Origin of the sequence: Streptomyces sp. Tue6028, assembly GCF_002300165.1 — a bacterium.
Classification (GTDB): domain Bacteria; phylum Actinomycetota; class Actinomycetes; order Streptomycetales; family Streptomycetaceae; genus Streptomyces; species Streptomyces siamensis.
On record NZ_MLCE01000010.1, the window covers coordinates 88,626 to 108,575 of the forward strand.

The 19,950-nt window shown below is 72.0% G+C and carries 12 protein-coding genes and 1 pseudogene; 5 read left to right on the plus strand and 8 right to left on the minus strand.

All coding sequences use genetic code 11. The features are described from left to right. Positions 1-38: 38 nt before the first annotated feature. Together BKI49_RS08595 and rpsA are read right to left on the minus strand one after the other, a co-directional pair. Positions 39-1,565 (minus strand): flavin monoamine oxidase family protein, encoded by a 1,527-nt coding sequence (locus BKI49_RS08595; RefSeq protein WP_373557528.1) that lies wholly within the window; start codon positions 1,563-1,565, stop codon positions 39-41. Positions 1,566-2,177: 612 nt separating this feature from the next. Then, positions 2,178-3,677 carry a 30S ribosomal protein S1 gene (gene rpsA / locus BKI49_RS08600; protein WP_095933610.1) on the minus strand — a complete coding sequence of 500 codons (1,500 nt, stop codon included), beginning with the start codon at positions 3,675-3,677 and terminating at the stop codon, positions 2,178-2,180. Positions 3,678-3,996: 319 nt separating this feature from the next. On the opposite strand from rpsA, the pseudogene BKI49_RS08605 reads away from it, so the two are divergent. After that, positions 3,997-4,864, plus strand: a pseudogene (locus BKI49_RS08605) (class I SAM-dependent methyltransferase). A gap of 79 nt (positions 4,865-4,943) precedes the next feature. After that, complete coding sequence (locus BKI49_RS08610; protein WP_095933612.1) at positions 4,944-7,736, plus strand: ATP-dependent RNA helicase; 2,793 nt, start codon at positions 4,944-4,946, stop codon at positions 7,734-7,736. Between the two features lie 32 nt (positions 7,737-7,768). On the opposite strand, the gene BKI49_RS08615 is transcribed toward BKI49_RS08610, so the two are convergent. From BKI49_RS08615 to BKI49_RS08620, 3 genes are all read right to left on the minus strand, one after another. Continuing rightward, a complete protein-coding gene (locus BKI49_RS08615) occupies positions 7,769-8,761 on the minus strand; it encodes a cell envelope lipid trafficking protein PgfA (RefSeq protein WP_095933613.1) in 993 nt (330 codons plus the stop codon). Between the two features lie 84 nt (positions 8,762-8,845). After that, complete coding sequence (locus tag BKI49_RS34660) at positions 8,846-8,980, minus strand: SPW_0924 family protein (RefSeq protein WP_107469331.1); 135 nt, start codon at positions 8,978-8,980, stop codon at positions 8,846-8,848. A gap of 140 nt (positions 8,981-9,120) precedes the next feature. Further along, positions 9,121-10,824, minus strand: a complete 1,704-nt coding sequence (locus tag BKI49_RS08620) for a lytic transglycosylase domain-containing protein (protein WP_095933614.1) — start codon at positions 10,822-10,824, stop codon at positions 9,121-9,123. A 342-nt stretch (positions 10,825-11,166) separates the two neighbouring features. On the opposite strand from BKI49_RS08620, the gene BKI49_RS08625 reads away from it, so the two are divergent. Further along, positions 11,167-12,039, plus strand: coding sequence for a DUF4184 family protein (locus BKI49_RS08625; protein WP_095933615.1), 873 nt, complete (start codon positions 11,167-11,169; stop codon positions 12,037-12,039). Here the strand turns inward: BKI49_RS08625 and BKI49_RS34990 are convergent. Next, a complete protein-coding gene (locus BKI49_RS34990) occupies positions 11,942-12,736 on the minus strand; it encodes a hypothetical protein (protein WP_143658395.1) in 795 nt (264 codons plus the stop codon). The genes BKI49_RS08625 and BKI49_RS34990 overlap by 98 nt on opposite strands. Before the next feature lie 544 nt (positions 12,737-13,280). Then, on the minus strand, positions 13,281-16,007 hold the full coding sequence (gene polA, locus BKI49_RS08630) for a DNA polymerase I (protein WP_095933616.1): 2,727 nt from the start codon (positions 16,005-16,007) through the stop codon (positions 13,281-13,283). Between the two features lie 172 nt (positions 16,008-16,179). On the opposite strand from polA, the gene BKI49_RS08635 reads away from it, so the two are divergent. Continuing rightward, entirely contained in the window at positions 16,180-18,459 is a 2,280-nt protein-coding gene (locus BKI49_RS08635) for an FdhF/YdeP family oxidoreductase (RefSeq protein WP_095933617.1), read from the plus strand. 61 nt (positions 18,460-18,520) lie between these two features. Next, entirely contained in the window at positions 18,521-18,982 is a 462-nt protein-coding gene (locus BKI49_RS08640; protein WP_095933618.1) for a PaaI family thioesterase, read from the plus strand. Positions 18,983-19,275: 293 nt separating this feature from the next. Here the strand turns inward: BKI49_RS08640 and BKI49_RS08645 are convergent, their stop codons facing one another. Next, positions 19,276-19,818, minus strand: a complete 543-nt coding sequence (locus tag BKI49_RS08645; RefSeq protein ID WP_218835030.1) for an RBBP9/YdeN family alpha/beta hydrolase — start codon at positions 19,816-19,818, stop codon at positions 19,276-19,278. Positions 19,819-19,950 lie beyond the last annotated feature (132 nt).

The following is a 19,950-nucleotide window of genomic DNA, read 5'->3' on the forward strand; positions in this document are numbered from 1 at the left end:
ACCATCCTCTTACCCCCTTCTCGGCCGCCGCCGCACGGTCAGGCGGACAGCACGCGCGCGTGGAGCGCGGTCACCGCCTTGCGGGCGGACGTGAAGGCGCCGTGCTGCCAGGCGTCGGTGTAGCTGAGCCAGTCGCCCGCGAAGTAGACCCGCCCGGTGGGCTCGTTGAGGGGTTTGTAGCGGACGTCGTCGGGCCCGCCCGGGGTGTCGTGCCAGGCGGCCTCCAGGTGCGGTGTCTGGCGCCAGTGGTGCGAGAACGAGGAGGCGAGTTCGGTGCGGTACTTCTCGCCGTAGATCTTCACGCCCGCGGCCACGGCTCGCTTCTCGCGTTCCCTGGGGGCGAGCTTCGCGTACGCGTCGGCGTCACCGCCGTAGTTGTAGTAGCCGATCAGGACGCCGCGTTCGCCGTGGAAACCGTAGGAGGGGTGCCAGATGTGGGTGACGTCCTGGTCGGTCTCGGTGATGCCGCCGTAGATGTGGTGGTCCAGTTCCCACCAGCGGGAGCGGTACTCCAGCCCGATCTTGCCCGCCGACTGCGGCGTGATCGCCTCCAGGGCGCTCTGCACTCCCGGTCCGAGATTGTGCGGGACCTTGGCGAGGATGTTCGGCGGCAGGGCGCCGATGCAGTAGTCGGCGTCGATGGACCTCGTCCGGCCGCCCTGGGTGTAGGTGACGGTGACGCCGCTGCCCTTGTCGGTGATCCGCGAGACGACGGCTCCCGTGCGGATGCGGCGGGCTCCGATCGCCTCCGTCAGGGCCCGCGGTATCCGGTCCATGCCACCCACCGGCTGGAACATCAGCATCGCCTGGTCGAACCCGAACTCGAAGGAGAAGTAACGGCCGACGCCGCTGGCGAAGACCTCGGACGCGGTGGGGAGTCCGTCGAGAAGCACTCCGGGGGTGCCCGCCGCGGCGGGGACGGTGGTGTAGCCGCGCCGTTCGCCGCCCTCGTACGTCAGCTTGTCGCCGAGCTCGCCGAAGTCCTTGAGGAACTCGACGAGTTTCTCCTGGTCGGCGGCGGTGAGTTCCTTGTCGAGGGCTCCCTTGTCGGTGGCCTTGGCGAGCAACTCGGAGACGTAGCCGTAGACATCGGCCTTGGCGGTGCGGTACCGCATCGGCTCGGTCATGCCGGCCGACTCGTTGAAGAGGTACGCGTCCGCGTTGGTGTTGGTGAACACCTCGACGGGGACGCCGAGTTCGCGGCAGTAGTCGAGGGTGACCATCCACTGCGGCAGGCGGGCCGGGCCCGCGTTCATGTACTGGCCCTCGCTGAAGCGCGCCGTCTGGGTGTTGCCGTAGAGGTCGGTGGTCGAATCTCCGCCCCGGACGGTGAAGTTGCGCCCGCCTGTGCGGTCCCTGGCCTCCAGGACCGTACAGTCGTAGCCGGCCTTGCCGAGTTCGTACGCGGACGCCAGCCCGGCGATGCCGGCGCCGACGATGACGACCTTCGCCGCGCCGCGTCCCGTGAGCGTGAAGTCGCTCGGCTTCAGGGCACGGAAGGGCTGTTCGTGCGGTGCGGCCTGGGCGGTGGGGGCGAGACCGAGGGCTCCCATGGTGGCGAACATCGTGCCCGCGCCACCGGTGAGACCCACCGTGCGCAGGAACGAACGCCGGCTCGTACCAGGACGGCTCTGAGGCTGTGGCATGACAGGGCTCCCCTTTCGATCTTGAACGACCGGGGAAGCCTCCCAATGGCCGGTTACGGCCCATCGGCAACTCGTGTATCCCGCACGTTTCTGCCCGCGCACGCGTCCAGCCGGGTGGACACCGTGCACCACGAGACCACCGGGCAGCCGCCGCCCGCGCGCCCGGAGCGCCGCGATCACCGGGAACGGTCAGCCGAGGTCACGCGCACCGCACGCACCGAGGGCCCGCCGCCGGAAGGGCAGCCCGTCCGCCGCGGTCGACGGGCAGCCACCATCCGCCGGGGTCGTCGGTGCGGCCGCCGTCCGCCGCGGTCGACGGGCAGCCACCATCCGCCGGGGTCGTCGGTGCGGCCGCCGTCCGCCGCGGTCGACGGGCAGCCACCATCCGCCGGGGTCGTCGGTGCGGCCGCCGTCCGCCGCGGTCGGCAAGGCGGCCGCCGTGACCCGCGTGGTCGGCGGAAAACGCACTGCGGGCCCGCACCCTGATGGGTGCGGGCCCGCAGTCATCGGCTAGCGCCTAGCGGTGAGCTTTCAGCTCTGGCCGCCGGCGAGCTTCTCGCGGAGGGCAGCCAGGGCCTCGTCCGACGCCAGGGCGCCGGAGTTGTCCGCGGACTCCGAGGAGTACGAGCCACCGCCGGACGCGGCCGGAGCCGCACCCGCCGCGTCGCCGCCTTCGGCCGCCGCCTGGGCGTCGGCCTCGCGGGACTTGATGACCTGCGCCTGGTGCTGCTCGAAGCGCTGCTGAGCCTCGGCGTACTGGTGCTCCCAGGCCTCGCGCTGGGTCTCGTAGCCCTCGAGCCAGTCGTTGGTCTCGGGGTCGAAGCCCTCGGGGTAGATGTAGTTGCCCTGGTCGTCGTAGGACGCGGCCATGCCGTACAGGGTCGGGTCGAACTCGACCGAGGCCGGGTCGGCACCGAAGGACTCGTTGGCCTGCTTCAGCGAGAGGCTGATGCGACGACGCTCGAGGTCGATGTCGATGACCTTGACGAAGATCTCGTCGTTGACCTGGACGACCTGCTCCGGGATCTCCACGTGGCGCTCGGCCAGCTCGGAGATGTGCACCAGACCCTCGATGCCCTCGTCCACGCGGACGAACGCACCGAACGGAACCAGCTTCGTGACCTTGCCGGGCACGACCTGGCCGATCTGGTGGGTGCGGGCGAACTGCTGCCACGGGTCTTCCTGCGTCGCCTTCAGCGACAGGGAGACACGCTCGCGGTCCATGTCGACGTCGAGGACCTCGACGGTGACTTCCTGGCCGACCTCGACAACCTCGGAGGGGTGGTCGATGTGCTTCCAGGAGAGCTCGGATACGTGCACGAGACCGTCGACGCCACCCAGGTCCACGAAGGCACCGAAGTTGACGATCGAGGACACGACGCCGGAGCGGACCTGACCCTTCTGCAGGGTCGTGAGGAACGTCTGGCGGACCTCGGACTGGGTCTGCTCCAGCCAGGCGCGGCGGGACAGGACCACGTTGTTGCGGTTCTTGTCCAGCTCGATGATCTTCGCCTCGAGCTCCTTGCCCACGTAGGGCTGGAGGTCGCGGACACGGCGCATCTCGACGAGAGAAGCCGGCAGGAAGCCACGGAGGCCGATGTCGAGGATGAGACCACCCTTGACGACCTCGATGACGGTACCGGTGACGATGCCGTCCTCTTCCTTGATCTTCTCGATGGTGCCCCAGGCGCGCTCGTACTGGGCGCGCTTCTTCGAGAGGATCAGGCGGCCTTCCTTGTCCTCCTTCTGGAGGACAAGGGCCTCGATCTCGTCGCCGACGGCCACGACCTCGTTCGGGTCGACGTCGTGCTTGATCGAGAGCTCGCGGCTCGGGATGACACCTTCGGTCTTGTAACCGATGTCGAGCAGGACCTCGTCCCGGTCGACCTTCACGATGACGCCGTCGACGATGTCGCCGTCGTTGAAGTACTTGATCGTCTCGTCGATCGCGGCGAGGAAGGCTTCCTCGTTACCGATGTCGTTGACCGCAACCTGCGGGGTGGTGGCGGTGGTCTCGGTGCTGCTCGTCATGTGGGAAAGGGCTCCGGTACGGACGATGAGTCGTAGGTACTGCTTGCGCCGGGAGCCCGTTTCGCTCTGCAGAAGGCCGGACAGCCAAGGAAGCGCCTGACCCGGTGACCCGGGGGCACCTCGACAACCGAGGGGACATACATACAGATGCGAGCGCAGCCTGCTACGTCTGAGGAGCGCAGGCCCGCAGCGCAACTTGTAGCATACGGGGGCAGCCGGGCAGGGTCAATGCGCGAAGGCGCACACCCGGGGCGGATCGCCGCATACCCGGCACAAAACCTGTCGCACGAGGCCACGCGGGCCCTGGGGCACCCCTGTCGTGACACCCCCGAGGCGGGTCGGACGGTGGCCCGCAGACTATTACGAGGGAGCCGATCATCCAAGAGCCCGAAGCGTTCGAACCGGAAGCAACCCGTCGTACCGCGGACGCCGCGGAGAGCTCGCGCGCGAACCGCGGCTGGTGGGACCGGAACGCGGACGAGTACCAGGTCGATCACGGCACGTTCCTCGGCGACGACCGATTCGTATGGGGCCCCGAGGGCCTCGACGAGGTGGAGGCCGAGCTCCTCGGACCGCCGGAGGATCTCAAGGGCAAGGACGTCCTGGAGATCGGCGCCGGCGCGGCCCAGTGCTCGCGCTGGCTGGCCGGGCAGGGGGCGCGGCCCGTGGCCCTGGACCTCTCCCACCGCCAGCTCCAGCACGCGCTGCGCATAGGTGGCGCCGTGCCGCTGGTGGAGGCCGACGCGGGCGCCCTGCCCTTCGCGGACGGCTCCTTCGACCTGGCGTGCTCGGCCTACGGGGCGCTGCCCTTCGTCGCCGACCCGGTGCGGGTCCTACGGGAGGTGCGCCGGGTGCTGCGGCCGGGCGGCCGCTTCGTCTTCTCCGTGACGCACCCGATCCGCTGGGCCTTCCCCGACGAACCCGGCCCGGAGGGGCTGAGCGTCTCCGCCTCCTACTTCGACCGCACTCCGTACGTCGAGCAGGACGAGGAGGGTCGCGCGGTGTACGTCGAGCACCACCGGACGATCGGGGACCGCGTCCGTGACGTCGTGGCCGGCGGCTTCCGGCTGGTCGACCTCGTCGAGCCGCAGTGGCCCGCCTGGAACACCCAGGAGTGGGGCGGCTGGTCACCGCTGCGCGGGAACCTCATCCCCGGGACGGCGATCTTCGTCTGCGAGCGCGACTGACACAGGCGCCGGCTTCCTGTGCCCCGGCGCGGCACGCGCGCGTGGAGTCCGCTTCCACCCGCGTACGAGACTGGGGGGCGTGATCCGCTACGACGCTCTGGACGCGCTGCCCGTGCGCGGCGCCCTGCCCGGCCTGGACGACGCCCTGGAGGGCCACGGCACGGCGGTGCTCGTCGCGCCGCCGGGCACCGGCAAGACGACCCTGGTGCCGCTCGTGCTCGCCGGTCTCCTGGACGACGGGCGGCCGGCGCGCCGGGTCGTCGTCGCGGAGCCGCGGCGGATCGCGGCCCGGGCCGCCGCGCGGCGCATGGCGTGGCTGCTCGGAGAGAAGGTCGGCGAGAGCGTCGGCTACACGGTGCGCGGGGAGCGGGTGGTCGGCCGTCACGCGCGCGTGGAGGTCGTCACGACCGGTGTGCTGTTGCAGCGGCTCCAGCGGGACCAGGAGCTGGCGGACGTCGACGTGGTGGTGCTGGACGAGTGCCACGAGCGGCATCTGGACGCCGACACGGTGGCGGCCTTCCTGTGGGACGTCCGGGCCGCCCTGCGGCCGGAGCTGCGGCTGGTGGCGGCCTCGGCGACGACGGACGCGCAGGGGTGGGCCCGGCTGCTGGGCGACGCGCCGGTGGTCGAGGCCGAGGGCGTGTCGTATCCGGTCGAGGTGGTCTGGGCGCCGCCCGCCCGCCCCGTCCGGCCGCCGCACGGCATGCGGGTGGACCCGGCGCTCCTGACGCACGTGGCGTCGGTGGTGCGGCGGGCGCTGGCCGAGCGCGAGGGGGACGTCCTGTGCTTCCTCCCCGGGGTGGGCGAGATCGCGCGGGTCGCCGGACAGCTGGGGGATCCGACGGGCCGGGGCGACGTGGACGTGCTCCAGGTGCACGGGCGGGCGCCGGCCGCCGTGCAGGACGCCGTGCTCTCCCCGGGGGCGCGGCGCCGGGTGGTTCTCGCGACCTCGGTCGCCGAGTCCTCGCTGACGGTGCCCGGTGTGCGGGTGGTGGTCGACTCCGGGCTGGCGCGGGAGCCGCGTGTGGACCACGCGCGCGGGCTGAGCGCCCTGACGACCGTACGGGCCTCGCAGGCGGCCGGGCGGCAGCGGGCCGGACGGGCCGGACGTGAGGCCCCCGGAGCGGTGTACCGGTGCTGGACGGAGGCGGAGGACGGGCGGCTGGCCCGCTTCCCCGCTCCGGAGATCAAGGTGGCGGACCTGACGGCGTTCGCCCTCCAGGCGGCCTGCTGGGGCGACCCGGACGCGACGGGACTGGCTCTTCTCGACCCGCCGCCGGGCGGGGCGATGGCCGCGGCGCGCGCCGTGCTGTCGGCGGTGGGAGCGGTGGACGATTCGGGGCGGGCGACGGACCGGGGTGCGCGCATGTCCCGGCTCGGGCTGCACCCGCGGCTCGCCCGCGCCCTGCTGGACGCGGCGCCCGAGGTCGGCGCGGCCCGCGCCGCCGAGGTCGTCGCCCTGCTGAGCGAGGAGCCGCCGAGGGAGTACGGCGACGATCTCGCCGCTGCCTGGCGTGCCGCCCGGCGTGGCGGTGACGCCTACGCCGGCCGGTGGCGGACGGAGGCGAAGCGGCTGCGGACCATGTCGGCACCGGGTCCCTGGCAGCAGGGTCCCGCCCAAGAGGAGTCCACCCGGCAGGCGCGGGAGCTCACCTCGGAAGGGGCCGCACGGCCGTCGCGGGAGTCCACCTCGGAAGGGGCCGCACGGCCGTCGCGGGAGTCCACCCGGCAGTCACCCGGACCCGCCCTGGAGGAGTCCGCCGGGCCGTCGCGGGAGCTCGCCCCGGAGGAGTCGGCCCGGCAGGCGCCGGGATCTGCCCAGGAGGGCTCCGCCCGGCCGTCGCCGGGGCTGTCGTCGTCCTCCGCGGGCGGGCGGGGCGGCGCGGCGCGGACCGGGGACGATCACGTCGCGGGTCTCGTGGCCGCCCTCGCCTTCCCCGAGCGTGTCGCACGCTCGCACGGCGGCTCCTATCTGATGGCCTCCGGGACCCGGGCCGAGCTGGGGGACGGCACGGGTCTGCGGGCCGCTCCCTGGCTCGCGGTCGCCGTGGCCGACAGGCCCGTGGGCGCCGGGCACGCGCGCGTGCGGCTCGGCGCCGTCATCGACGAGGAGACGGCCCGGCGGGCAGCGGCGCACCTGTACGCCGAGGGCGACGAGGTCGGCTGGGCCGACGGCGACGTCGTCGCGCGCCGGGTCGAGCGGCTCGGGGCGGTGGAGCTGGCGGTGCGTCCGGTCCGGGACGCCGGCCCCGGACTCGTACGCGAGGCACTGGTGGAGGGGCTGCGGACCGAGGGGTTCGGGCTGCTGCGGTGGACGCGGGACGCCGGGACGCTGCGGCAGCGCCTGGCCTTCCTGCACGCGCATCTGGGCGATCCCTGGCCCGACGTGTCCGACGACGCCCTGCACGCGCGCGTCGACGAGTGGCTGGAGCCGGAGCTCGGCCGGGCGCGCCGGCGTGCCGATCTGGGGCGGATCGACGCGGGGCAGGGCCTCACCCGGCTGCTTCCGTGGGCGACCGGGGACGCCGCGCGGCTGGACGAGCTCGCGCCGGAGCGCGTCGAGGTGCCCAGTGGGTCCGGAATCCGGATCGACTACACCGACCCTGAGCGTCCGGTTCTGGCGGTGAAGCTCCAGGAGATGTTCGGGCTGGCCGAGACGCCCCGGATCGCCGGTGTGCCCCTGCTCGTGCACCTCCTCTCCCCCGCCGGGCGTCCCGCCGCCGTCACGGCCGACCTCGCCTCCTTCTGGAAGGACGGCTACCGGGCGGTGCGGGCCGAGCTGCGCGGGCGGTATCCCAAGCATCCGTGGCCGGAGGACCCGGCGACGGCGGAGCCGACCCGGCACACGAACGCCCGGCTGCGCAGGACGTGACCGTTCAGGCGCCGACCGGCTGACATGACCGGTCAGGCGCCGACCGGCTCCGGTTCGGTGATCTGGGCGGGTTCCGGGTCCCCCGGCCGTCGGCTGCGGGCCTCCAGACAGAGGGAGAGGGACAGCAGACCGGCACCGAGGGCGAGGAAGCCCCACGGGAGGTAGGAGGTCATCAGGAGAACCAGGGTGCGGTTGGATTCGACCAGGTCGACCGTGTACTCGATGTAGTCCTCGCGCATCTTCACGTGCCCGGCGAACGCCGTCACCTTGTCGCGGTCGCCGAGCAGGGTGCCGCCGCGGAGTTCCTCCTTGTGGATCTCCTCGGCGTACACGGGCGCTCCGGTGACCGGTTCCACCCAGAACTTGCGGACCGTGGTGTACCAGCGGGTGGTGCCCGTCTTGGCGACCGACTCGGGGGTGATGCCCTCGACCGGCATGATCTTGGGGAACTTGACCTTGGTCCAGGGGATGGTCTGCTCGAAGTAGTAGACCTTGACGCCGCGGAAGGTCCGGGTGCCCTTGTAGTGGATGGGGGCCGAGGTACGGGTCTGCGCGTCGAAGTACTCGTAGTCCCGCTTCTCCGTCTGGAAGGGCCACTTGAACTCGATGCCCTGGCGGGTGACGGGGTCCCCGTCCACGGATTCGCCGGTGGCGTGGACGGGTTCCTGGCTGTGCGCGTCGAAGATGTAGCGCTCAGGCAGCTTGGAGACCATCTTCCCGTCGGGGCCCTGGACGTAGGAGAGGGAGTCCCAGACGACGACGTCGCGGCCCGCGGTCCTCTCGATCTTCTCGGACGCTTCGACGTTGCCCCTCAGGGTCTGCACGATGGTGACCTTGGGGACCTTCCTGGCCTTCATGGTGTCGTAGTCGAGGAGGGTCGCGTCCTTCGCCTCCAGGACCATGTCCTGGTACTGGCCGGCGGGGATCTTCGCCAGGCGCGGGAAGGCGTACCAGCGCAGCAGCGGGGACAGCGCCGTGAAGAACACGGCGAAGGCGAGCAGGATCAGGCTTGCCTTGCGGCGCATCTCGGCGTCCCTCCCTGGGTGTTGCGGACGGGCCGGCACGGGCCTCGTGGCCCGAAGAGGCGGGCCTCGGGCGCGGGCCGCGGGCTACGGGTGTGCGGGCACGGTGGTCAGCATCGGCTTCGGTGAGGTGCTGCCGGCCGGTGAGCCCATGGCCGTGATGGTCAGCACCAGGGCGAGGGCCACGGCGAGACCGGCCGTGGCGGCGATGAGGGCACGCATACGGGCCTCCCGGGAACCATGAGCTGATACACCGTCAGGTCCGGCACCGTAGCAACGGCGGGGCGAGATGAGAACACGTCGCACACACACGGCGGCGCCCCTCCGGAGGAAACCGGAGGGGCGCCGCGGTGCAACGGGTCCTACGAGGCGGCCGCCGCCACCTTCAGTTCGACGGTCAGCGTCGCGCCGCCCGCGGTGTCGATGCGGAGCAGGAAGGTGCCGGTGGTGTCGTCCGCGTACAGCTTGGGGAGCTTGAGGACGCCGTCGGCGTCCGTGGTCAGGCCCGTGAGGGTGCGTACGGTCTTGCCGTCCGCGTCCTTGAAGTAGGGGCCCTTGTCGTTCGCGGTGGCGTCGTCGGCCGACTTGACGAGGGTCGCGGTGGCCGCGACCTTGTCCGCGACGGCTCCCTTGTACGTGGCCTTCACCTCGACCTGCTCGGCGAACTCGCCGCCCGGCACGCAGGTCAACGCGGCGTCGCCGGTGCGGGTGAGGGTGTCGGCCTGGCGCGCGGTGACGGTCGCCGTGTAGTCGAGGCCGGACATGACGCGGCCGACCACGGTGGCGCGGACCGTGAAGTCACCGGTCTTCTCGCCGGCCACCAGCGCGGGCGCGGTGGCCGTGCCCAGCTTGTCGGTGACCACGGTGGCGACCGTCTCTCCACCGCTGAACGTGGCGTCCGTGGCGTCGCCGACGATGGTGAACCGCACCCGGACCTTCGCCACGGCCTTGCCGTCCTCGGTCTCGGTCCGCACGGCGACCTTCCGGTCGAAGGCGTCGCCCGCCATGGCGGTGAGCTTCCCGGTGCCCGCGTCCTCCAGGTGGTCCACCGTCTGGGTCGGCGTCGGGGTGGGCGTGGTCGGGGGCGGAGTGGTCGACGGCGGCGAGGTGGGCGGGGTCGGGCTCGACGTGCCGTCGCCCGGCTTCGGCTTGCCCGGCTTGCCCGGTTCGGCGGGCTTGGACGGCGGCGCCGGGGTGGCGGGCGGAGTCGGCGTCGGGAGGCTCCCGGAGTTGTCGTCGCTGTTGTGCGACGGCAGCGTGCCGGTGCCGTCCGGCACCTCGTGCGTGCCCTTGCGGTAGTACTCCAGCCAGGACAGGACGGTGTTGAGGTAGGCCGTCGAGTTGTTGTAGCTGAGGATCGACGCGTTCATCTGCGCCTGGACCGACATGTCGTGGTCGAAGCGGCACAGGTAGTGCCCGGCGGCGAGCGCCGCGTCGTAGATGTTGTTGGGGTCCTTCTTGCCGTCGGCGTTGCCGTCACGGCCCGCCCACTCCCAGGTGGACGGGATGAACTGCATCGGGCCCACCGCGCGGTCGTGCGTGCTGTCGCCGTCGTACGCGCCGTTGTCGGTGTCGCTGATGTTCGCGAAGCCGTTGCCGTTCAGGACGGGGCCGAGGATCGGCGAGTACGTGGTGCCGGAGGCGTCGACCCGGCCGCCGCGGGCCTGGCCCGACTCGACCTTGCCGATGGCGGCGAGCAGCTGCCAGGGCAGGTTGCAGCCGGGCTTGGACTCGCGCAGGGACGCCTCGGCCTTCTTGTAGGCGTCGAGGACGGTCGCGGGGATGCCCGCCTCGGCCTCGCCCCGGGACACCGGGGTGCCGACGGTCGGCGACGGGCTGGGGCTGTCCAGCGGCGGAAGGTCGGTGTAGTAGCGCGAGTTGCCGGTCGCGGTGTCGTCGTTGTCCGGACTCGGCGTGGAATCGGAGCCGGTCGTCTGTCTGCCGCGGTTGTCGGTCGTCACTCCCGGGGCCTGGGACGCGGCCAGAGCCGCGACCGCGACCGCGGCCACAGCGGTGGTGGCCGCTCCCTTGCGCAGCCTCCTGCCGAAATGCGCCTGCGCCGACATCGAGTGAACCCCTCCCGTGGACGACCGCCCGTACACCTGTGGTCCGCTGTGCGGTTGTGCGTCTGTGCGGTTGTGCGTCTGTGCTGTGCGATTCTCTTGTATTCAGAGATTCTCTTGTGCTTCGCGGTTCCCCGTGGGCCGCTTCGCGCTTTTGCTCTGATGTTCGACCGTTCCCGTGCCCCCCAGCGCGGCAACCCAGGTGACCCTACGACAACTTCCGTCGCCCGGGCACCCGTTCGCGCCCGATTTTCACCGGTTGGCCATGTCCGACGTCCCTCATACTGGGCGTCGGTGATCACCGTGCCGGGCATGCTCGGCCAACCCTAGTCGCAGGGGGACGACTTGCCCTTCACTCTCAGCCACGCGGCTGCGGTACTGCCGGGCGTGCGCGGCGACGGGGCGGGGCGCGGCCGACTGGTCCCCGCGGTGCTCGTGGCCGGCTCGTTCGCTCCCGACATGACCTACTACGCGGCGAGTGTGCTGCCCGGGGCGATGGATTTCGGCACGTTCACGCACTCGTTGCCCGGTGTCCTCACTTTCGACGTGCTCGTCGCGTGGGCGCTCGTGGCCGCCTGGCTGCTGCTCCGCGAGCCGCTGGTGGCGCTGCTGCCGGCCGCCGCGCAGGGGCGTCCGGCCCGGCTGCTGCGCTGCGGCACGGCCCGTACGCGTCCCCGGTGGCCGACGGCCCTGTGGTGGTACGTCTCCGCGGTGCTCGGCGGGCTGACCCATGTCGTGTGGGACGCGTTCACGCACCACGACCGGTGGGGCGTGCGGCTCTTTCCCGTCCTGGGACGGGACGTGGGCGGCTCGCCGCTTTTCTGGTACGCGCAGTACGGCAGTTCGGCCGTGGCGGCCATCGTGCTCGTGGTCTTCGTGGTCGTCGCGCTGCGCCGGACGCCCCCCGGCGAACCCGTGGGGGTGCCCGTGCTGTCCTCGTCCGACCGGTGGCTCGCCGCCGCCGTGCTCGGGTGCTGCGCGCTGCTGGGCGCGGTGCAGCGGGCGTCGCGCTGGTGGGCCTACTGGGGTTCCACCGCCAAGCCCTGGGAACTGATCCCGACGGTGTGCTTCGGCGGGGGTGCGGGGCTGGCGCTCGGCCTCGCGCTGTACGCGGCCGGGATCAGGGTGTGGCGTCCTGCTCCGGGTCGTCCCGGCCCGGCAGCGGTTCGTACGGAACCGGGCCGTCCGGATCCCGACCGATCACGCTCTGCGGGCTGAGTCCCTGGATCAGGCCGCGGCCCTGGTTGAGGCCACGGTGCACGGCCTGCGCGATGCGCCCGATGGTCGCGATCCGTCCGATGGTGCGGACCTGGGAGGGCGTCGTCGGGTTGTCGCGGGTCAGGACGACCATGCGGTAGGTGCGGTGGGTGCCCTTGAACGCGCCGACGCCGTGCACCCGCCACCCGTGCCGGGCCCTGAGCAGCGGGCCGTCCTCGGGACGGGTCGCCGGCTCGCGCGCCGTGCCGGAGGGCAGGCGCCGCCCGTCGCCGCGGATCCGGCCGAGCGGCATCAGTCCGTGGGTGCGGGTCTTCAGGAAGGAACGGGCGTCGGTGAGGACGCCCGGCAGCCGTGTCTCCGCGAGGCGCAGGACGGCCTCCATGAGCGCGCCCCGGGCGCCGCTCACCTCGTCGCACTGCCGCTCGCTCGCGCGGGCGCAGCTCGGCCCCGTGTCGTCCTCGTGGACCGCTGCCGGGGCGGCGCCCGTGCGGGACGACAGCGCCGCCCGGATGTCGCGGGACATCCGTGCGACGCGTTCGGGGTCACGGGGCGTGCGGTACGCGGCGGGCACCTGGGCGGTACCGGCTCCCGCGGCGACAGCGGGCATCGGCGCGAGCAGCGCCGGGACGACGGCCGTGGCCGCACAGACGACGGCGGTGGCCATGACCGTACGGCGGTGGAGCATGCGTATACCCATGCCCGCATCCTTGCGGCCGCTCCGGCCCGGGGGCGTCTTTGCGGGGGCCACGCGGGTGACGCCCCCGGAGCCTACGCGGTCCCTGCACCTGCCCTGCCGGGCCGGATCCCACGGTGCCGGCCCTCCCGGCGGAACCTTCCTGCACCAGCCTTCGCGGGGGGACACTCCAGCACCGGCTTCCCCAGCGGGGCCTGCCCCGTACCGGCCCTCCCGGCCGGACCTTGCCAGTACCAGCCCTCCCGGTGAGGCCAGCCCGTACCGCCTCTCCGGTGCTGGACGCACCAGGGACCACTCCCCCAGCGTTCATCGGCCTCGGGACACCAGACCTCCCTTGGGCCGGCCCCGAGAACAGGCTGCTCCCAAGGGGCAGCGCCCCCCGTTGACCGCCCTCCTGGGACCGGACCCCGAGACCCGGCTCGCCCGGAGACAGGACCCGCTCCGGAGACAGCCCCTCCGGAACCGGCGGCCGCCCGACGAGCGGAGCGCCCCGCCGGAAACGCCCGGTGTCCCCGCCGGAGCCCGGCGGGGACACCGAGGAACGGCTCTAGTGCGCCGCCGACTCCCAGTCCGTGCCCGTGCCGACGGACACGTCGAGGGGAGCTCGGAGCTGCACCGCCGACGCCATCTCGCGGCGCAGCAGCTCCTCGGTCCGCTCGCGCTCGCCCGGGGCGATCTCCAGGACGATTTCGTCGTGCACCTGGAGGAGCATGCGGGACTTCAGGTCCGCCGCGCGCAGCGCCCGGTCCACATTCAGCATGGCGATCTTGACGATGTCCGCCGCCGTGCCCTGGATCGGGGCGTTGAGCGCCATCCGCTCGGCCGCCTCGCGGCGCTGCCGGTTGTCGCTGTTGAGGTCCGGCAGGTAGCGGCGGCGGCCGAAGAGTGTCGCCGTGTACCCCGTCGCGCGCGCCTCGTCGACCACGCGGCGCAGATAGTCCCGCACCCCGCCGAAACGCTCGAAGTAGGTGTCCATCAGCGCACGGGCCTCGCCCGCCTCGATGTTCAGCTGTTGCGAGAGGCCGAAGGCCGACAGCCCGTAGGCCAGGCCGTACGACATCGCCTTGATCTTGCGGCGCATCTCCGCGTCGACTCCGGACCGCTCCACGGAGAACACCTGGGAGGCGACGGTGGTGTGGAGGTCCTCGCCGGAGGTGAACGCCTCCAGCAGCCCCTCGTCCTCGGACAGGTGGGCCATCACGCGCAGTTCGATCTGGCTGTAGTCCGCGGTCATCAGGGACTCGAAGCCCTCGCCGACCACGAAGCCCCGGCGGATCGCGCGTCCCTCGTCCGTGCGGACCGGGATGTTCTGGAGGTTCGGGTCCGTGGAGGAGAGACGGCCCGTCGCCGCGACGGTCTGGTTGAACGTGGTGTGGATGCGGCCGTCCGCCGCGACCGTCTTGATCAGACCCTCGACCGTGGAGCGCAGCTTCGCCTGCTCGCGATGGCGGAGCATGATCACGGGCAGTTCGTTGTCCGTCTGCGTCGCGAGCCACGCGAGGGCGTCCGCGTCCGTCGTGTAACCCGTCTTGGTCTTCTTGGTCTTCGGCAGGGCCAGTTCGCCGAAGAGCACTTCCTGGAGCTGCTTGGGCGAGCCGAGGTTGAACTCGTGCCCGGCGGCGGCGTGGGCCTCCTTCACCGCCTGCTGCACGGCGCCCGCGAACATCTGCTCCATGGCCTCCAGATGGGCCCTGTCCGCCGCGATGCCGAAGCGCTCCATGCGGGCGAGCAGCGCGGACGTGGGCAGCTCCATGTCGCGCAGCAGGTCGGTGGCGCCGACCTCCTCCAGCTTGCCGACGAACGTCTCGCCCAGGTCGAGAATCGTGCGGGCCTGCGCCATCAACGCGTCGGCCTCGGCCCGGTCGTCGGTGCCGAAGGCGAGCTGACCGTCGGCCGCGGCGGCGGGTCCGAGCTCCCGGCCCAGGTACTCCAGGGACAGCGCGTCCAGTGCGAAGGAGCGACGGCCGGGCTTGACCAGATAGGCGGCGAGCGCGGTGTCCATGGACACGCCCTCGATGCTCCAGCCGTGCTCGGCGAAGACCCGCATCGCGCCCTTGGCGTTGTGCATGATCTTGGGCTTGGCGGGGTCGGCGAGCCAGGTCGCGAACGCGTTCTCGTCGGCCTCGTCCAGCTGGGAGGGGTCGAACCAGGCGGCGGCGCCGTCCCCGGCGGCGAGCGCGACCTCGGCCACCGAGCCGGTGCCCAGGCCCCACGAGTCGACGGTGGCCACGCCGAGGACCGTCGTGCCGTGCTCGGCGAGCCACGGCTTCAGCTCGCCCGCGCCCAGCACCGTGCCGTCCACCTCGACGCCCTCGGCGACCGGCTGGGCCGCCTCGGCCTCGTCGGACCCCGGGTCGACGGCGAGGAGCCGCTCGCGCAGCGAGGGGTTGCGGATCTCCAGGGTGTCCAGGACCATCGCGACGGCCTTGCGGTCGTACGCCGCGCGCTCCAGGTCGGGGACCGTGCGGGACAGCTCCACGTCCTTGACCATCTCGGTGAGGCGGCGGTTGAGCTTCACCGCCTCCAGGTGGTCGCGCAGGTTCTGTCCGGCCTTGCCCTTGACCTCGTCGACGCGCTCGACGAGGTCCGCGAACGACCCGAACTGGTTGATCCACTTCGCGGCGGTCTTCTCGCCGACGCCGGGGATGCCCGGCAGGTTGTCGGACGGGTCGCCGCGCAGGGCCGCGAAGTCGGGGTACTGGGCCGGTGTCAGCCCGTACTTCTCGACGACCTTCTCCGGGGTGAACCGGGTCAGCTCCGAGACGCCCTTCGTCGGATACAGCACGGTGGTGTGCTCGGAGACCAACTGGAACGAGTCGCGGTCGCCGGTGACGATCAGCACCTCGAAGCCCTCGGCCTCGGCCTGGGTGGCGAGCGTGGCGATGATGTCGTCGGCTTCGAAGCCCTCGACCGCGAAGCGCTGGACGTGCATCGCGTCGAGCAGCTCGCCGATCAGCTCGACCTGCCCCTTGAACTCGTCCGGGGTCTTCGACCTGTTCGCCTTGTACTCGGTGAACTCCTCGGAGCGCCAGGTCTTGCGCGAGACGTCGAAGGCCACCGCGAAGTGCGTGGGCGCCTCGTCGCGCAGCGTGTTCGCCAGCATCGACGCGAAACCGTAGATTGCGTTCGTCGGCTGGCCGGTCGCGGTGGTGAAATTCTCCGCGGGCAGCGCGAAGAACGCGCGGTACGCCAGCGAGTGCCCGTCCATGAGCATCAGCCGCGGACGACCCGCACCTGCGGTTTTCTCGGTCTTCTTCGATGCTGTTTCTGCCACGCCCCCGATCCTGCCACGCCCCACTGACATCGAGAGCCCTCCCGGCCCGGTGCGGGCGTCCGCGGGGCCGGACACCGCGGGCCCGGCGGGGGGCCTGCCGGCACGACATGCGAGGATTTCGGCCGGGGTACGAGGTGTCGTACAGCTGACTGTGCACGTGAAGGGGTGGGCGATGGCCAGCAAGCCTCCGAAGAGCGATCCGGTCCAGGACGCACCGCAGGTCGCCGAGCCGAAGCACGCGGCCGCCGGGCTGCCCGCGATCGGGCACACCCTGCGCGTCGCGCAGCAGCAGATGGGGGTGCGGCGTACCGCGCTCACCCTCCTCAGGGTCAACCAGAAGGACGGCTTCGACTGTCCGGGCTGCGCGTGGCCCGAGCCCGAGCACCGGCACACGGCGGAGTTCTGCGAGAACGGCGCGAAGGCGGTCGCCGAGGAGGCCACGCTGCGCCGGGTCACCCCCGACTTCTTCGCCGCGCACCCCGTGGCCGACCTCTCGACCCGCAGCGGCTACTGGCTGGGCCAGCAGGGACGCCTCACCCACCCCATGTATCTGGCGGACGGCGCCGACCGGTACGAGCCGGTGTCCTGGGAGCGGGCCTTCGACATCGTCGCCGAGGAGATCACCGCGCTCGGCTCGCCCGACGAGGCCGTCTTCTACACCTCCGGGCGCACCAGCAACGAGGCCGCGTTCCTGTATCAGCTGTTCGCCCGTGAGCTGGGCACGAACAACCTGCCGGACTGCTCGAACATGTGCCACGAGTCGTCGGGGTCCGCTCTCTCCGAGACCATAGGCATCGGCAAGGGCAGCGTCCTGCTCGACGACCTCCACAAGGCGGACCTGATCATCGTCGCCGGGCAGAACCCCGGCACGAACCACCCCCGGATGCTCTCGGCGCTGGAGAAGGCCAAGGCGAACGGCGCGAAGATCATCACGGTCAACCCGCTGCCCGAGGCGGGCCTGGGGCGTTTCAAGAACCCGCAGACCCCCCAGGGCATGCTCAAGGGCGCGGCGCTCACCGACCTGTTCCTGCAGATCCGCCTCGGCGGCGACCAGGCGCTGTTCCGCCTGCTGAACAAGCTGATCCTGGAGACGGACGGTGCCGTCGACGAGGAGTTCGTCCGGGAACACACGCACGGGTACGAGGAGTTCGCCGCGGCCGCCGGCGGCGCGGACTGGGACGAGACGCTCGCCGCGACCGGCCTGACCCGTGAGCGGATCGACGAGGCCCTGCGCATGGTCCTCGCCTCGCGGCGCACCATCGTGTGCTGGGCGATGGGCCTCACCCAGCACAAGCACTCGGTCCCCACCATCCGTGAGGTCGTCAACTTCCTGCTGCTGCGTGGCAACATCGGCCGCCCCGGCGCGGGCGTCTGCCCGGTGCGCGGCCACTCGAACGTGCAGGGCGACCGCACGATGGGCATCTTCGAGCGGCCTGCCCCCGCCTTCCTGGACGCCCTGGAGAAGGAGTTCGGGTTCGCCCCGCCGCGCGAGCACGGCTTCGACGTCGTACGCGCCATCCGGGCCCTGCGGGACGGCGAGGCGAAGGTGTTCTTCGCGATGGGCGGCAACTTCGTCGCGGCCTCCCCCGACACGGACGTGACGGAGGCGGCCATGCGCCGTGCCCGGCTGACGGTGCACGTGTCGACGAAGCTGAACCGTTCGCACGTGGTCACGGGCGCGCGGGCGCTGATCCTGCCCACCCTCGGCCGCACGGAGCGCGATCTCCAGGGCGGCGGCGAGCAGTTCGTGACCGTCGAGGACTCCATGGGCATGGTGCACGCCTCGCGCGGCCGGCTGGATCCCGCGAGCCCGCGGCTGCTGTCGGAACCTGCCATCGTGTGCCGGCTGGCCCGCCGGGTGCTGGGCGAGCGCAGCGCCACCCCCTGGGAGGAGTTCGAGAAGGACTACGCGACGATCCGCGACCGCATCGCGCGCGTCGTCCCCGGCTTCGAGGACTTCAACGCGCGCGTGGCGCACCCCGGGGGTTTCACCCTCCCGCACGCCCCGCGCGACGAGCGCCGCTTCCCCACGGCCACCGGCAAGGCCAACTTCACGGCCGCGCCCGTCGAGTACCCGGAGATCCCCGAGGGCCGTCTGCTGCTCCAGACCCTGCGCTCGCACGATCAGTACAACACGACCATCTATGGCCTGGACGACCGATATCGGGGCATAAAGAACGGTCGTCGCGTGGTGCTGGTGAACCCCGAGGACGCACGGCAGCTGAAGCTCGCCGACGGTTCGTACGTGGATCTCGTCGGCGAGTGGAAGGACGGCGTCGAGCGGCGCGCGCCCGGCTTCCGCGTCGTGCACTATCCGACCGCGCGGGGCTGCGCGGCGGCGTACTACCCGGAGACCAACGTCCTCGTCCCGCTGGACGCCACCGCGGACACCAGCAACACCCCTGCCAGCAAGTCCGTCGTCGTCCGTCTGGAACAATCGGCAACCGACTGAGCGTTTGCTCAGACACAGTGATCCACGACGACGTGATCCACGACGAACGGAGCCGGGCCCGATGGGCGAGCAGCACCCCGTGAAGTTCCCGCAAGAGGTCATCGACGAGTACGCCGCCCTGGGCGTCGACCTGCCCGCGCTGTTCTCCGCGGGCCACCTCGGCACCCGGATGGGCGTGCAGATCGTCGAGGCCTCCGCGGACCGGGTCGTGGGCACCATGCCGGTCGAGGGCAACACCCAGCCCTACGGTCTGCTGCACGGGGGCGCCTCCGCCGTCCTCGCCGAGACCATCGGCTCCGTCGGCGCGATGCTGCACGGCGGCAGCTCCAAGATCGCCGTGGGCGTCGACCTGAACTGCACGCATCACCGCGGAGTGCGCTCCGGTCTGGTCACGGGCGTGGCCACGCCCGTGCACCGGGGCCGCACGTCGGCGACGTACGAGATCGCCATCACGGACGAGGACGGCAAGCGCGTCTGCAGCGCGCGGCTCACCTGTGCCCTCAAGGACGTGTCCGGCCTCTGACGTCGGGCTGCGCCCCTCGCCCGACGACGGACCAGGGGCGCGCACCCTCTTCCTGGCGCGCGCCCGGCCGGGCCTGCGGCGCACCATCTCCTTGCGCGCCTCTCCTCACCGGCGGACGCGCCCCTTCCCGCGGCGCACGGGTCGCCGCACCGGAGCGCGCCGACGGCGCACGCCGCTGGAGCGGACGAGTCCGACGGAGCAGATGAGTCCGGTGGAGCGGATCGGCCTGATCGAGCCGAATGGCCCGGCGGAGCGGATCAGTCCGATCGAGCCGATCGGCCCGGCGGAGCGGATCAGCCCGGGAAGCGCTCGGTGAACAGGGACCAGCCCTCCGGCCAATCGCCCAGGCCCGACTCCGCGTTGACGTGCCCCTTGGGGCCGACGTTCACCAGCGGCGCACCCAGCCGCCCGGCGGCCGCCACGGCGTACTCCATGGATCCGTAGGGATCGTCCTCACTGGCGACGAGCACGGCCGGGAACGGCAGCGGCTCGTGCCGGGGAGCGTCGAAGCCGACCGCCTCCGCGGGGAACCCGGGACCGTGCGGATCGGGCATGGCGACCAGGAACGCCCCGACGACGCCCTCGTCGGCGTGGCCGACGGCCCACTCGGCCAGCACCGAACAGCCGAGGCTGTGAGCGACGAGGACCTTCGGCCCCGCGATCGAGCGGAGCACGGCGTCCAGGTCGCGCACCCACGCGTCGCGGTCGGGTTCGTCCCACGCGTCGTGCTCCACCCAGACACTGCCGGGGAGCCGACCGCGCCACAGGGACTGCCAGTGCTCCGGCCCGGAGTTGCCGATGCCCGCGAGGAACACACAGGTCGCCGACCGTTCCATGCCCACCTCTCGTGTGCGCGGGACCCGGCCGGCGCTCCCCCGCCGACGTCCTTGTGCGGAGACGGGGCTCGATGCCCGGTCCGTCCGGCTCGTCCGCCGTTATAGCAACCCGGGGCGATCAAGGGCCATTGC